The sequence below is a fragment of the Leptospira licerasiae serovar Varillal str. VAR 010 genome, assembly GCF_000244755.1.
Lineage (GTDB): Bacteria > Spirochaetota > Leptospiria > Leptospirales > Leptospiraceae > Leptospira_B > Leptospira_B licerasiae.
Genome location: NZ_AHOO02000011.1, coordinates 90,001 through 104,420, shown reverse-complemented (window position 1 = coordinate 104,420; position 14,420 = coordinate 90,001). Strand labels below are relative to the sequence as shown.

General features: G+C 40.5%; 16 protein-coding genes and 1 other RNA gene (1 of these 17 running past the window's edge). 7 read left to right on the top strand and 10 right to left on the bottom strand.

The genetic code is table 11. The annotated features are described in order from the left end of the window. Positions 1-27: 27 nt before the first annotated feature. The 4 genes from LEP1GSC185_RS13030 to LEP1GSC185_RS13015 form a co-directional block, all read right to left on the bottom strand. On the bottom strand, positions 28-960 hold the full coding sequence (locus LEP1GSC185_RS13030) for a hypothetical protein (RefSeq protein WP_008594869.1): 933 nt from the start codon (positions 958-960) through the stop codon (positions 28-30). Next, a complete protein-coding gene (gene hpf, locus LEP1GSC185_RS13025) occupies positions 960-1,247 on the bottom strand; it encodes a ribosome hibernation-promoting factor, HPF/YfiA family (protein ID WP_008593876.1) in 288 nt (95 codons plus the stop codon). The genes LEP1GSC185_RS13030 and hpf overlap by 1 nt, the downstream gene beginning before the upstream one ends. 242 nt (positions 1,248-1,489) lie before the next feature. Further along, on the bottom strand, positions 1,490-1,951 hold the full coding sequence (locus LEP1GSC185_RS13020) for a tetratricopeptide repeat protein (protein ID WP_008593666.1): 462 nt from the start codon (positions 1,949-1,951) through the stop codon (positions 1,490-1,492). A 342-nt stretch (positions 1,952-2,293) separates the two neighbouring features. Beyond that, entirely contained in the window at positions 2,294-2,995 is a 702-nt protein-coding gene (locus LEP1GSC185_RS13015; RefSeq protein ID WP_010514379.1) for a lysophospholipid acyltransferase family protein, read from the bottom strand. Positions 2,996-3,183: 188 nt separating this feature from the next. On the opposite strand from LEP1GSC185_RS13015, the gene rnpB reads away from it, so the two are divergent. From rnpB to LEP1GSC185_RS12990, 5 genes are all read left to right on the top strand, one after another. Next, an RNA gene (gene rnpB, locus LEP1GSC185_RS19595) (RNase P RNA component class A) lies at positions 3,184-3,575 on the top strand. Between the two features lie 16 nt (positions 3,576-3,591). Continuing rightward, entirely contained in the window at positions 3,592-4,179 is a 588-nt protein-coding gene (locus LEP1GSC185_RS13005; RefSeq protein ID WP_008595126.1) for a hypothetical protein, read from the top strand. 274 nt (positions 4,180-4,453) lie between these two features. Next, positions 4,454-4,876: an acyl-CoA thioesterase gene (locus LEP1GSC185_RS13000; RefSeq protein ID WP_008594846.1), complete on the top strand. Its 423-nt coding sequence runs from the start codon at positions 4,454-4,456 to the stop codon at positions 4,874-4,876. Between the two features lie 67 nt (positions 4,877-4,943). After that, entirely contained in the window at positions 4,944-6,164 is a 1,221-nt protein-coding gene (locus tag LEP1GSC185_RS12995; RefSeq protein ID WP_232298513.1) for a PP2C family protein-serine/threonine phosphatase, read from the top strand. A gap of 50 nt (positions 6,165-6,214) precedes the next feature. Beyond that, the gene (locus tag LEP1GSC185_RS12990; protein WP_008594337.1) at positions 6,215-7,663 is read left to right on the top strand and encodes an acyl-CoA--6-aminopenicillanic acid acyltransferase; all 1,449 of its coding nucleotides are present in this window, start codon (positions 6,215-6,217) and stop codon (positions 7,661-7,663) included. On the opposite strand, the gene LEP1GSC185_RS12985 is transcribed toward LEP1GSC185_RS12990, so the two are convergent. Then, positions 7,623-8,333, bottom strand: coding sequence for a TerC family protein (locus LEP1GSC185_RS12985; protein WP_008595739.1), 711 nt, complete (start codon positions 8,331-8,333; stop codon positions 7,623-7,625). The genes LEP1GSC185_RS12990 and LEP1GSC185_RS12985 overlap by 41 nt on opposite strands. Before the next feature lie 76 nt (positions 8,334-8,409). Here LEP1GSC185_RS12985 and LEP1GSC185_RS12980 point away from each other — a divergent pair, with 76 nt between their 5' ends. Further along, entirely contained in the window at positions 8,410-8,973 is a 564-nt protein-coding gene (locus LEP1GSC185_RS12980; protein WP_008595488.1) for a SelL-related redox protein, read from the top strand. 33 nt (positions 8,974-9,006) lie between these two features. Here the strand turns inward: LEP1GSC185_RS12980 and LEP1GSC185_RS12975 are convergent, their stop codons facing one another. The 3 genes from LEP1GSC185_RS12975 to LEP1GSC185_RS12965 all read right to left on the bottom strand — a co-directional run bounded on the left by LEP1GSC185_RS12975 (position 9,007) and on the right by LEP1GSC185_RS12965 (position 11,880). Continuing rightward, positions 9,007-9,687, bottom strand: coding sequence for a hypothetical protein (locus LEP1GSC185_RS12975; RefSeq protein ID WP_008594031.1), 681 nt, complete (start codon positions 9,685-9,687; stop codon positions 9,007-9,009). 177 nt (positions 9,688-9,864) lie between these two features. Continuing rightward, positions 9,865-10,257, bottom strand: coding sequence for a hypothetical protein (locus tag LEP1GSC185_RS12970; RefSeq protein ID WP_008595177.1), 393 nt, complete (start codon positions 10,255-10,257; stop codon positions 9,865-9,867). 162 nt (positions 10,258-10,419) lie between these two features. Then, a complete protein-coding gene (locus LEP1GSC185_RS12965; RefSeq protein ID WP_008593654.1) occupies positions 10,420-11,880 on the bottom strand; it encodes a glycosyltransferase family 39 protein in 1,461 nt (486 codons plus the stop codon). 111 nt (positions 11,881-11,991) lie between these two features. On the opposite strand from LEP1GSC185_RS12965, the gene LEP1GSC185_RS12960 reads away from it, so the two are divergent. Next, positions 11,992-12,984, top strand: a complete 993-nt coding sequence (locus tag LEP1GSC185_RS12960; protein WP_008593563.1) for a hypothetical protein — start codon at positions 11,992-11,994, stop codon at positions 12,982-12,984. Between the two features lie 3 nt (positions 12,985-12,987). Here LEP1GSC185_RS12960 and LEP1GSC185_RS12955 read toward each other — a convergent pair whose 3' ends face one another. Beyond that, positions 12,988-13,998, bottom strand: a complete 1,011-nt coding sequence (locus tag LEP1GSC185_RS12955) for a patatin-like phospholipase family protein (protein ID WP_008596951.1) — start codon at positions 13,996-13,998, stop codon at positions 12,988-12,990. A gap of 223 nt (positions 13,999-14,221) precedes the next feature. Further along, positions 14,222-14,420: the 3' portion of a hypothetical protein gene (locus LEP1GSC185_RS12950; RefSeq protein ID WP_010514385.1), read on the bottom strand. Its footprint extends 149 nt past the window's final position; the window shows 199 of its 348 coding nt (coding positions 150-348); the start codon falls outside the window, past its right edge; its stop codon occupies positions 14,222-14,224.

Sequence of the window (14,420 nt, the reverse complement as noted above, 5' to 3'; positions counted from 1 at the left end):
TCTGCGTGAGATAATAAGCACTTCGCCTCATACCTTAAGTCTTTTATGATACAAATTCGGATCTAAAGAATCCAGGATACGTTTTGCCTCTTGGGCTACTTCCCCGTAAAGGATCGAAGTTCTAGAATCGAGTAGGGCGCAGCAGAGTTGGATCATTCTACATTTTACCTTAAATTCAGTTCCGCCTTTTCGTAGACCTAAAGAATCCCTGAGCCTAAACAATTCGGAACGATATGCTTCCAATTCTTTGTCGCTCATTTTGCGGATCTCTTTAAAAACACCTCTTTCTAATAGAAGAACGGGCAATGCTTCTTTCAGCTCACCCTCTTCTTTAAATTCTTCTCTTAGGATCTGGATAGCGGAGAAGATAGGCTCCGAACGAACAGATTCCAGTCGGATAGCACTCGGCTCTTTTAGGAATGCTTCCCTGTAAAGCAAAAGTCCCTGAGAATGTTGCCCGCTTAAGTATGTACATTCAGCCCTGAAAAATAATAGCTCGGGAGAAAATCTTTCCAACCCGGAAGAGTCCCTTAGTACTTCGGAAGCAAGATCTGTATCTTCTGCAAGTAATAGCCTATAAGCAAGCTCCGCGATCAGACCTGGAGAAAGAGATTGTATACCTTCCTTCCTAAGAGCGATACGCACTTGGTCTGTAGTTTCTTGTAGAATGGAACTCATTGCTGAGTGATAAGAGAGTTCCTTTAGAAATGATTTACTTTTGTAAACAGAATCGAAATCTTTTAGGAATTCTAATAGAAGTCCCGTTCTTTCTCTTCCTTCTTTTGTGAGATGGATCCGATCAATCCTATGGTCCCAAAAGGAAGAAATATAAAACCCCGAGGCATACTCGGGGTTTTCCGGATCTTCTTCCAATAGGGAATCGAATAAGTTTCGGGAGAGTTCGAACTCTCCTTCGGATAAATGTTTTATCGCTTCTTCGTACTTCCTGTCTTGGTCCATCAATGAGCGGCTTTTTTATCGTGATGCTTACTTACTTGTTTTACGATCTTGTCTTCCAAGCCATCAATGCAGGCATAAATATCTTTGTCTTCATGTTGTGCGTTAAATTTAGTTCCGTCTGCTGCTAAATTTAAATTAGCGCTGATGAGTCCATGCACCTGTTCAAATGAAATTTCCATCGATACTAATTTTTGTATATATTTAGAGACTCGTTCTAATTTTTTTTCGGCATAATCTTCTGCCGTTCCGGAATGATCTAAGTTTTTCCAATTAAAAACGATTTTCATGTAAAGCCCTCCGCGGAATTCTATTTATTGGCTTCTCAAAGTTTTATCATAGCAAGAATGCAGATCAGAAAAAACTAAAGAAACATATTTTGGGACGGGGAAAGAAAGGGAGTCATCCCAACCCAGGAATTCCTGTAAGATTAGGATGGAAAAAATCGGAGTCAAATCAAAAAAAGCGCCCGCCCCGAAAGGGGCGGACCAGGGAAGTTAGAACTAGAGATGGGATGATTTCCTAGTGCTTCTTAGTCCTTGTTTAGAGTCAGGCTTGGCTGTTTCGCAAAAGCCAGGCTACATGCTTCCTGGTATTTTTTAAGACCTTCTTCCTCTGCGTGAAGAGCGGAATCAAGGTCACCAATCTTTTGGTATACATGGATAACTTCTTTAATGTTCTCTAAGGCTTGGCAGGATTTGCCGAGACGGAATTCGGAGATAGATTTTAGATAAAGGACCAGAGCGTATCCGGCACTTTCTTTATCGCCGATTTTTGATCTCACAGCCAAGGACTGGTCATAAAAAGCGATTGCACCTTCGTAGTCCCTGGTTTTTTGTTTTAGGCTTCCCAGGGCAGTAAGCTTATTTGCCAGCTGGGTATCTGACTCCGGTGTATAGTTCTTGAGCGAACTTTCGATCACACTGGTTTCAGGTTCTGCATAAATTGCAGTGGAGATGCTTAAAATTAGGGCAATTTTAATTAATTTGTTCATCTTTTTATCTCCCAGCCGAGGCTTTGTATAATATAGTGCAAGCCCCGTGCCAAGTTCCTGGGATTTTTCTGTTTTTTTATTTCTAAAACCTGAAAATTTCCGGGAAACCTGGCATCACTATAGCCTTTCGGGTTCTGGATGTATATGGGGAGGGGTGTAAGGAGTTCCTTCCACCCTGTTAGGAAGGTATTAAGGGTTGGGGGCGACTCCTCGCTTTCGCTCGGACCGTGCTGCTACGGGTTCGCGCATTCGCGCTCATCCGGCGGAGCCGGACAAGCCCTTCGCATCACTGTCGCGTTTATTACTCACACAGAGGAGCAAAGCCACAGAGCATTTTGTATTTTAGCCAATAATTTCTTCTAATTCTGGATCTGCTGCTTTTTTAGCCTGCTCGAACGGATATTTGAGATTTGTCAGGCTTGCGATCTCGTGCATACAATCGTGGAGAAAATCTTCCGGATCCATATCGGCAGTTAGGTATCTGAGTTTTCCTGCACGGACAGTAAAGCTGGTCCTACGCAAGAAACCTCTTGGCTTGTATTCCAATCCCAGGCATAGAACCGCCAGAGGTTCTTCCGGTTTTCCTACTATGAATCTAAATCCACCAGGGCGGCCTTTTCCCATTTTATATGGAACGGTGGTTTGTTCCGGGAAGATCACGAGCATATTGCCTTCGCCCAGTACTTTTTTGGCAAATAACAGATCGTTCTTACTTTTTCTGGGTTCCTTTCTATTGAGAGGGATTCCTCCGCATTTCAGGAAATAATCCATGTAGATAGGAGAGGCGAGTGAGTCTTTCATGATCGCCCAGATGTCCATTCTTCTATGATATAATGCTTTTGCGAGTCCTAAGGGAATATCGTCGTTTCTTTGGTGTTTGGCCAATACTAGGACACTTCCGGTTTCTGGTATATTTTCTAATCCGTAAACTTCTGTTTTATAAAATAAGGATCCATAGAGCCTTCCGAACCAGCGTAATGCTTTTCTGGCTTTTTCGGAACTTCCTGGATGGGGCTTTTGCACGGAGCTTTTCTTGGATGACATTGTTTAATATGAGGTTTGTTAGCGTAGAAGGTTGCAAAATATGGAAAGAAAGCCTTTTACATTTTAGCTACAAAATTGGCACACAGAGGCACGGAGACGCAGAGTTTGATTTGCTCTGCGGCTTAGCGTCTCTGCGTGAGATTAAAAAACAGATAGCCTTTCCATGGAATTCTTTCAAACTCGTTTTGGAAGGTCTGCCGGATGGTCGCGCTTTCTTTTCTGATCGAGTGGATTTCCCCTCATTCGGGAAGTTTGTGAGGAAAGTCCGGACACCATAGAACCGCGGGACCGGGTAATTCCCGGAGTTCGGGATCGTAAGAAACCGGATATGGAAAGTGCAGCAGAAAATATACCGCTAGTTTTCTAGTAAGGGTGAAATGGCGGGGTAAGAGCCCACCGCCGCTTTTGTGAAAAGGCGGGCAATGTAAACCCTCCCGGGTGCAATCTCGAATAGGCGGCCATCGTTGGTTCTGCAGGGCCGCGGGTAGAGAGCAAAGAGTCTTTTCGGTAACTGAAAGACCAAGATAAATGATCATCGCTCGAAAGAGTACAAAATCCGGCTTACAGGCAACCTTCCACTGCAATTGTATTAGATCATGAATATTATAAATATAGAATGGTTTACGAGAGAAGCTGCCCTGGTTTTAGCGCTTGGGTCTGCATTCGCTTTTTCTCTTACGTATACATTCGAATATTTTATAAAACATACGGATCGGCTTCAAAAGAATAAGAAACGTTATTTGAGGCTTCCCGTATTTTATAGATTCGCGGGTTTCTTTTTGATCTTATTGGTCCCAATCGTTCTTTCCGGGGACATTTATTTTAATTTTCAGAAGAACGGGATCTTCCGTTTTCCCGAGCCGATCTTATGTTTCGTGTCTTTTATTCTTTTTTTGATCGGGACACTCCTTGTGCTATATTGTAAAAATTATAGAATCATACTGGAGCAGGATTCCATCTTGTCTCAAGGGGTTTTCAGAAAACATAAAAAGATATTTTGGCGCGATATCAAATCCGTTCGATTCGAAAAGTCCGCTTTTTTTATTTCGGATGGCAAAGAAGAAATAGAAGTAGTGCCTCTTTTATCAGAGTTTGGGATTTTTCTTTCCGTTTTGGAAGAGTCGGTCCCACAGGATTTGTATAAGGACGCCCTACAAAACTATAAACAGTTTTTGAAAAAATAGCAAAGTGTAAGGCGGGCTCTTTGGATTGGCTAAATATTTGGGAACAGATTCGGACCGAAGTGATTGCTTGCGCACTAGGCGGGGTTATTACTTAGCGTCGAAGCTTTGCAGAAATATGAAAAGTTTTTGAAAAATTCCTGAGTTAGATTTTGTATCTTTCCGAATTGTGTGGATTCCAAAGAAAAATCCCTTCTGCTTTGATTTGAAAGATAAATCAATTAGCAATATAAATTCTTTCCTTTCCGGAATAAGCCTCTTCTAATTTTCTAGCTCTATGTCTAAACCGGAAAGATACCCGTACAGTGTTCAGCAAAAAGTGGCCTGGGGAGATATGGATGCTTTTGGCCATGTGAATAATGTGGTCTATGCAAGATATTTTGAAACTGCTAGGGCTTCATTCTTCGATGATATGGGTCTTTGGGAATCTCCTCAAAAACCTATGGAAGGCGGACCAGTCCTGACTCATATAGAAATGGATTATAGAAAGCAGGTTCGTTTTCCGGAAACGATTGATATCTCCGTGAAATTGGAATCCGTTAAGAATAGATCTTTTTCGATCGTTTGTTCCATGTGGAATCAAGCAGGGGAATGCGTGTTGACTGGAAAAGCGGAGCTGTTATGGTTTAATTTTTCTACCGGTAAACCGGCGGCAATTCCAGATGTCTATAGGGAACAATTCTTCCAACAAAACAAATGAAACGCCGGTAATAACTAGCCTAAAAGAATTTTTATCCGAGGAATCTCTTTCGCGATTTCGTTTCGCGATGTTCCTATTTATTTTTTTCGCAGGGTTCGGTTTGTTGTTAGGCGATCCTGCAGAAAATGGAATTTCCGATCCGAAATGGATCAGGGCAGTTCATGTTACTTTAATTTGTATTTCTCTCTTCTTAAGTTTTAAATTAGAAAATTTTAAAAAATACAGCGAATCGGTCTTGCTCTTCCATTTTGCGGTAATGAGTATCCATTCTTTTTATCTCTTGTATGTGAATGGTTTGTATCTAGGCTATCTTTTCGGATTGATACTCGTCGTATTCAGCACCGGGGTTTCTATTAATAATCGTAGAGTGCTTATCCCGGTCCTTCTTATTTTCATCGCTATAGCGTTCTTTGTTGGAATGCATGTGGAAAATCCTAAAATCGATGTAGGAATGTATTATTTCGGACTTATCTCATCCTCCATTTTATCCGTATTAGTGATCGGATTCAGAATGAGAACTTTCGAAACTCTTTTGAAAGCGGACGAACAGATGGAAAAATTCCAGATCAATATCGAAGAAGAACTATCGATCGCTCAGAAGACCCAAAAAAGCCTTGTAGATCTTGAATTTCCGGAAGCAGGAAATTTCAGGATCCATTCTTATTTTAAACCTTTGGAAAGTGTGGGCGGGGATCTGATCAAAACCGATCTCGGTCAAAAAGGAGAGCTGGATTTTTTTTTCGCGGATGCTGCTGGACATGGAGTTTCCGCCGCAATGGTTTCCGCTATGGCTGTGATGGCTTTTAAAAGTATAGCTCCAGTTGCGGAAAGTCCTTCTAGGGGTTTAACTTTGATCCATGAGTCTTTGATGACTATGATTGGCGGATTTTTTATCACTGCAGTTTATATGAGATTGGACCGGGATAAAAAATGTCTAATCTATTCTTACGCTGGACATCATCCTGCGGCTCTAATTAAGTCAGACGGTTCCGTCCGAGAATTGGCCGGAAAGGGAACCGTACTACTTGCACTTCCAAAACTGTTCAATCGAGATTACGAAGTTTTACTTGAATCGGGTGATCGGGTCTTATTGTTCTCGGATGGGATGTTCGAGTTTTACGATAAAGAAAAAGAATTTTTCGGCTATGACGCATTTTTGGATTTGATCCGGGATTATACTTCTCTTTCAGGCAAAGTATTTTTGGATTCTTTGGGAGAAGCTGTACTGGGTTTACATTCTTCTCCGCCTAAAGACGATATGACCATGTTGTATTTGGAAGTACTTTAAACTAAAAAAACATCTTGCTCTTCTTGTAGGAAGAGTTACGATTCCTGCCTATGTGCGATACTTTTGTAGCCACTCCGGATTCCACTTCTTCGGGAAAAATGATCTTCGGAAAAAATTCCGATAGAGAACCGAATGAACCCCAATGTCTGGTGCGATATCCTGAAAGAACTTCCAAGGAAAGCCAGCAAAGACTCACCTTTATAGATGTTCCCAGTTCTAAAAAGTCCAGAGAGATTTTGATCTCTCGTCCTCTTCATATGTGGGGAGCGGAGATGGGAGCGAATTCCAAGGGAGTAGTGATTGGTAACGAGGCGGTATTTACCAAATTAAAGATCGAAAAGAAGAATAACGGTCTTACCGGAATGGATCTATTACGCTTGGGATTGGAACGTTCCGACACAGCTGCGGAAGCAAGAGATTTGATCATAGAATATTTGGAAAGATTCGGCCAAGATGCATGCGGCGGCTATACGAATCGGGATTTCTTTTATCATAATAGTTTTATAATCGCCGATCCTAAAGAAGCTTATGTTTTGGAGACCGCGGACAGATATTGGGCTTGGAAGAAGATCAAGGGTTTTTATGCGATCTCTAACGGTTTGACCTTAGGATCAGATTACGACGGTCTTCATTCTCATGCGATCGATTTTGCGAGAGCAAAAGGTTGGTTGAAGAAGGGAGAAAACTTTTCCTTTAAAGAAGCTTTTTCGGATTCTCTTTTTACTAGTTTCAGTAAGTGTAAAGTCCGAAGAGAGATAGTTTCTAACGGAGGAAAATTTTTCGGTTCAAAGTTAGGTATTGCCGAAGCGATGCAGATCCTAAGACTAGAGGGAAAAGAAAAAGGAAGTACCCCACTTTCTATCAGCCAAGGAGGTTTTCCTTCTAAAAGTTTAGGGTATTCTCCCGCTCAATCCGGGATGGGTTCGGTATGTCTTCATGCTGGAGGTCCTTTATCTCCGAACCAAACCACCTCTTCCTTTGTTGCGGAACTGGATATCAATCCGGTCTATTCTCAATTTTGGGCGACAGGTTGTTCCATTCCTTCTTTGTCCGTTTTTATTCCTTTCTCCATTCCCGGAAAAACTTTTTCAGAAGGAGATATCGTACAACCCGGAGTCAATCCGGATGCTTCTCTTTGGTGGAATCATGAAATTTTGTACCGGCTTTGTCTAAAAAATTACGACAAGGCTACTTCCATCTTTAGCGCCGAATTAAAGGAGAAGCAGGAAAAATATATTCAAAAAGTAGAATATACCCTGGGTTTAAGTCGGAATTTCTCCCTGGATCCGATCACTAAAGAAGCTTCGGAAGAAGCAGATAAACTTTATCGAAAATGGAGGACCCAAGTTTTGGAACTTGCACTGAACGGGAATATTCTTCCGAACTTTTGGTCTTCTCCACTTTATAATCTGAGTTGGGCGATCTGGAATCGTAAAGCAAGGATCAATTCCAAAGTTCTTAAGGGGATTGATTTGCCTTACGAACCCGCATATTTATGAATTCGACAAGAAGCGAAAATGCCATAGAGAAATAGATATACCCTTTTGGAATATGGAAATGTAGGCCGTCGGCAAATAGCATGACTCCTATCATGATCAGGAACGAAAGGGCTAAAATTTTCATGGTCGGATGTTCATTGATAAAATCACTTACCTTTCCGGAGAAGATCAACATGATCAAAAGTGAAATGACCACTGCAAGGACCATGACCATCAGATTTCCCGAAAGTCCGACTGCGGTAATGATCGAATCTACCGAAAAAATAATGTCCAGTATGATGATCTGAACGATTACATTGAAAAAAGAAGGAGAGGAGCCGGTGTCCAACTCAGTTTCGCCTTCCTCCATTTTGTGATGGATCTCACTCGTACTTTTAGCGATCAGGAAAAGTCCTCCACCTAGCATGATAAGATCCCTTCCCGTGACCGTAAAATCCCCCACTCGGAAGAGTCCGTTTGTGAGACTCGCAAGCCAACTTACGGTAAGTAGTAGTCCGATCCTAAAACCTAAGGCTGCAACGAGGCCGATAGTTCGTCCACTGGCTTGTTGTTCTTTTGGGAGTTTACCAACTACTATGGAAAGAAACACAATATTATCAATTCCGAGAACGATTTCCATTGCTGTGAGGGTCAGAAGAGAGATGATAATGTCTACAAGATGCAAATCCATTGTAGAAAGAAATTCGTCTAAGGATTAGAAAAGCAATCGATTTCCTTTCCGGTATCGTAGAAGATTTGAAAGAGAGATGAAATTCCTACCGAAAGAAATTTTGGAATCCCAGGTCGAAGGAAGAAATTTAACCGGCCCAAGTTTCGGGGACAATCTTCCTCAAAAACCTAGTCTGGTCGTTTTTTTACGGCATCTTGGTTGTATATTTTGCAGAGAAACTGTGGAAGACCTTAGAGTTTTCAGTTCCGAAATGGCCGCATTCCCACCGATTTTATTTGTATATCCTGATTCAGTGAGAGAAGGGGACGAATTTTTTTCCAGATTCTGGCCGGAGGCAAAGGCAATATCAAATCCGAGCGCTTCCTATTATGAACAGATCCGAGTACAAGAGGGGAACTTAATCGAATTAGCTGGCCCGGAAGTTTGGGTAAGTGCAGTCCGCGCTCTTGCAAAAGGAAATTTCTACGGAGTCCAAGGCAGGCATTTGTTAAGAATGCCCGGAGTGTTTTTAGTCTTGAAGGATAGAATTCTCTGGTCCCATCAATACCGCCATATAGGAGACGAACCGGACTGGAGTAAGATCCCGGGATGTACTCCTTTGCCTACGAATGAGTACGATCCTGGGATTTTGCCGGCCTAACGGAACCCTGGATAAGTCCGCTGAAAAAGTATGTTATTTAGTCTTGAAGTAACTTTTGTCAGAAACATGGATAGCATGGATCTCCCAGTAGGTTCTTCGACCCACAATAGTGCTTTGCTGGGAGGTTTTTGTGTCATGATTCACTGAAGAAAGAATATTTACTTCCATGTCTCCCTTGACTTTAAACATAAAAACTATATTCGCGCCATTTTCGGAAGCGAGTTTTCGTATGATCTCTTCTCTTACCTTCTCTTTGTATATTACCGATTTTTCCGTATTATCCGCGTAATTCGTTACTCCTGCGCAAGGCCAGGCAATCGGATTTAAGATGTTAAATCCGGGGATTGGTAATAATACTAACGGGTTGTACCTACAGTAACTACCTAAGCCGCCTTCTTCTTCGATTTTGATAAAATAAGGGACCGGGTGAGAACCTGGTTTCATGATTAACCCATCTATAAGCTCTACTTCAATTTTTCCGATGAGCTCAATTTTACTTTTATATTTGTCTTCTACTTCATAAAATCCGCTATATCCTTTCCGAATTCCTGGTGGTAAGGCTTCTCTGAATATTATTATATCTTCTAGTTGGCTGGGAGGCTTTTTATTTAATGGGTTCGCTATGATAAAATTTCCAAATGTGCGCGGTTCAGGGCAATGGTTGAAAATAATGACAGTCAAAACTGACAAGATGATTCTGAAAACGAGGGACATAGGATGTCCAATTCACGCTGGAAGAATTATTTGGTCATCCATTTTTCATAAAGGGAATTTCAAAAGTTTAAAGCGGTCCTAAACTATTTGGATAGGGATACAAAGGTAATGGAAAAAATTTACAGGCCGTATCGAAGTAACTCCTTGCCCTTATATCCCTATATGGATACTGAAGACCTACATCCTTCCTCTGGGCGGTGGAGGCGGAAGAGCCGCTTTACATGCAGCAGATAACTTACTTTCGTTTTCTCTCATACACTTCATGTGGCCAGGTCCACGTTCAACGTTCTTACAAAATTTTTCATCGTCAGCAGCGCAAGCCGACCTGAATTTTTCAAAGCGAGACATCATTTCGTTTACATGATTTTTGCAAGTCTCTGATAATTTGGACATGTATTCTCTGAGACAACGATCTGTTTCATGGCCTGGCCTGGAATCTTTACAATAAGTTTGTCTTTCCGTTTTGCAGGGATCTTCTCCTGGAGGTCCTCCCGGTCTACCGCTTGGTTGCGCAAAAACTGCGCCTGTTAATGAGAATACTAATGCAGAATGTAATATCAGTTTTTTCATAATGTTTGTCCTCTTGAGAGAGTTTGTTTTGAAAATGGGACCTATCTAATTTCTACATTGGTTCCCAAATATTTTAGGACCGAAACGTATCTATTTCCATACACATCGGAATATTTTTAGTTTGTCTCGCATTACTGGGAACGTTTCTGGAAAAAATGGTCTTTAGATTTTTTTCTTTAATAGGACAAATCCTGCATGATAAAAGACTTCTTCCTTTACGATTTCATACTTCGTAAATATACAATGTCTGGTCGGGTTGTTCGTGAAACTTCCTTCAAGATGGCCCCAAAGATAAATTATGTAAGATCCCTGGGTTTTATCTTTATTATGAAACTCATCGTTTGCCACACATTTCTCGATTTTTTCGCCTGGCAAGTAATGAGATTGAAGATCTGGATGAATAGACACGAAAAAAAGTTGGGATTTATTTTTAGTTTCCAGATCTCTTTTTGTGTTTAATGCCTCGATAGATGTATTTTTATAATCTTCTTTCTTAAGGTTTTTTTTGGTATATTTCTTGAAATCATGTAGCTGTAGGGCGCTGGCGCAAATTAAGAGAATATAGAAAAACTTTCTATATTTTTCATTTAATTCTGAACTTAAGGATAATAATATAATATACGCTGCAGAAACTATAATCGTATTTCTTTCATTGATCATTGGGAGATTTACGAAAATCTGCAGCGAAAACAGGATAGCAAAATATAGAAAGATTATTGAAAAAAGAAATAAATAGGAAGAGTTCTTTCTAAAATAGATGAATTCTCTTATTGTTAAGAATAATAATATTGGAAAATAAATAATAAATCCTCTTCCGAAGAATGGAAACATTGAGGTAAATGGAAAAAAGAATCCGGCAGGCGGAATATGCCCCATCGGTCTTAATTTACTGCTCTCTGCAATGCTATATAAAATCCAAGGAACGTAAGAAATTACAATGAAAACTCCAGTTAAAAACCAAAATGTAATTTTTCGAAGGTCTTTTCGGAAAATATTGTATCCTAAAGATGTAATAATAATGGACCCGCTCCATATTAAGCCGAGATAATGTGTCCAAGCCTCCAATAATAAAACTAAGAATAAAGAAATTGCAATTGGTTTTATATTTTTCTTTTCCTCTCTCTCATAAATTGCTGTAAATAAAATTCCTATAGCTCCTAAAGAAGCTAAAATACAGTAGGAGCGGGTTTCTTGACTATACCATAAAAGTATGGAACAGGCTGATAAACTTGCACCGAGAGAAAGAGATATCAGTTTGTCTTTTTTGATGTTATAATAATACAGAGCCGAGACCGCGCAAATTGATAGAATATTAAAACTTGCGGATAGTGATCGGACGGAATAATCAGAATCTCCGAAAATTTTGATCCAATAATATAGAAGGATCTGGTAACCAGGTGGGTGAACATCGCCCTTGATATCATTTATGAGTTCGGATAGGGAATTTGGGTTACTGCTATGTATTGTCGAAAATAATTCATCAAACCAGAGGCTCTGATCAGTTAGTCCGTAGAATCTAAGAGAAAAACCATATATCGTTAGAAATACGAAAATAAAAGCTATTGTCTTTTCCGAAATGATCACTTCTGAGATTCGTTTTATTTTCTGGGTTAATTCTGACATAGAATTTGCAGAATGAGTTGATTTTGATGATGAGTCAAACTAATTGTTCGCCGTTACTCCTTAATTAAGGCTCCTAATTTGCAGATTTTTTAAAAAGTATATTCGTATCAGGTGCTTCTTTTCCCGGGAACCTTCTTCTCTGACCGGGTTTATTTAGATGCAAAAAAATCCAAAAAGTTCGTCTTAGCTCCCACAACCGGACCTAAGGCGAACGGTTCCATTTTTATATTTGTAGAAGATCGGATCTACAATGATCGAAATCCGATCATGACAAAATTATCCGAAAAAGACAAAAAACTTATCTCTTCTGTCGAATTTTATTATAGAGAAGGGAACTCCGAAAATTTTTTAAAAGAAGCTTGGCCATGGGTTTGGTCGCTTGCCAAAGGGAAATACCGTTTGGACGAAGATTCCTGTTCGGAGATCGTCCTGAAATTGGTTTTGGATGCGGAAGAAGTATTACATTTATTCAAGAAGAGAGGTTATTCCAATTTCCCTGCGTTTTTCACAACATATACAAAAAACTTAATATGGAACCAGAGAAGAAAAGAAATTCGGCTGAATCGGAGCGAGATTTTATCGGATGGATTCGAAAGATTTTACGATCCAAGGTCCGAATTCACAAAAGAGATATTAAACCAAACCGACGAAACATCTCTTCTGGTCCGAAACATCCTTTCTGAAATCGATCCGATCTCCAGTCTTATTCTCAAACTAAAACATAGGATCCCTTTGAGTTTAAAGGAATCCAGGTTATTCCACTCTAAACTCAAAAAGAAAAAAGTAAAACTCAGGGATTATTACACAAAAGATATAGAAGAAGAAAGAAAATCCTGGCTTAGAAAGAAAGAGCTAAGCGAAAAACTTTCCAGACTTTACCAAAATATGCAGATCCATCGTTTTGAAAATTTAGAAAGATGGAAAATATCCAGAAGCCAATTATTAGAAATCTCCGGGTCCGTAACCGAAGGAAAAAGTTTCAAAAAGATAGGCTGGTATTTGGGACTCAGCGAACATTCCGTTCGAAAAGCTTATTACTTCGCGATTTTCGAATTAAAAAGAAAGGAAGATCTAAGAAAAATCAGATTTGCGGACGCCGCTTAGAGATCAACTTTTGCCTTCTTCCGGTCGGATCGTAGGAAGCAAAAGTTTTCTTAAAAGTTTGGATTTGTTCTTCAGTTCCGAAATTTCGGCGATCATGTTTGCAACCAATCTTTGTCCTGCTTCCATTCCTTTTGTAACGGAGCGATTCAAAAGTTTGGCACTAGTGGTTACCATGCTCAATTCGGACTCTTCCGGAGAGATCACCCTGATCTTAACACCTTTAGGAGGGGAATGTATGATCCGGACCGCGCGATTGTACATAGTATGATGCACCTTAGTGATCATATGAGAAAGTTTTTTATTCGATGGATAAGAAAGCCATCCTTGGAAACCTGGGATCGGATCAGAAAATTCATCCTCAGGATTATTTAAGACAATCGTAATGTCCTTATAACCGGCTTGGATCACCGACTCCACTGGGATCGGATCGGAGATCCCTCCATCTCCGTAGTATTGCCCGCCCAGTTTCCATTTTCCTCTGGTGGCGATCGGTAAGGAAGTCGCAGCCTTCAATAAATTTAGGACATTGGAAGCGGTCGCTTTTACATATTCCGCTCTTGCTTTCGCGAGATTCGTGACGACCACATAAAAAGGAGAAGTCTCCTTCTTCTCCAAATATTCGGAAGGAAGTCTATATTTAGTTCCGAACAAATAGTCTATTAGATATTCCTGATCTAGAAAAGTTTTACCGCGGAAAGGATTCAAAAAAGAGATCAATTGACTTCCGGTGAGTTCTTTTCTCCAAATGTCCAATATCTTTAGGCCATGAGCATGATCCGTTTCATAACCTGTAGTGTAATAGGCCGCAGCACAGGAGCCGGAGGAAACTCCTAAAATTAGATCGAAGTATGTAGAAGGAACAGCCTGGTTGATCGCATACAAAGCCCCCCCTGCAAAGGAGCCTTTCATTCCTCCGCCGGCAACTACCAACGCCCTCGCGCCTTTTTTGGCCTTAGGCAAACCGATCATCATTCCGGACTGTTCCGATTCTCCGGGAGAAAAATACGAACTCATCTAAAGATAAAATTTTTGATCCTTCTCCATTTGCAAGAAACTTGAAATTCAAAATCCTAAATTCGAATTCCTTTTTTCCCAAAAAACGCAACTTTTTTGCAACTATTTGAAAGGGTTGGGGCGGCTCCTTGCTTCGCAAGGACCGGGCTACTACGGGTTCGCGCATTCGCGCTCATCCTGGCTTAGCCAGGACTAAAGCCCTGCGTATCCCTGCCGCGGTTTTTTATTCGGGAGTTCTTAGTATTTTATTCAGTCCGCCTATGATAGCTCCGAACAAAGTATTCACTATAAGTAAAGGAACTAAGTGAGAATATTGTTGGGGAATGATCACGAGTGCAATTAACCAAGGTGCGGTTAAAATTTCAGTCAATAAAATCGAAGTGATCCATCTTGATAGACCAAGATTCGAAACACTCACTACA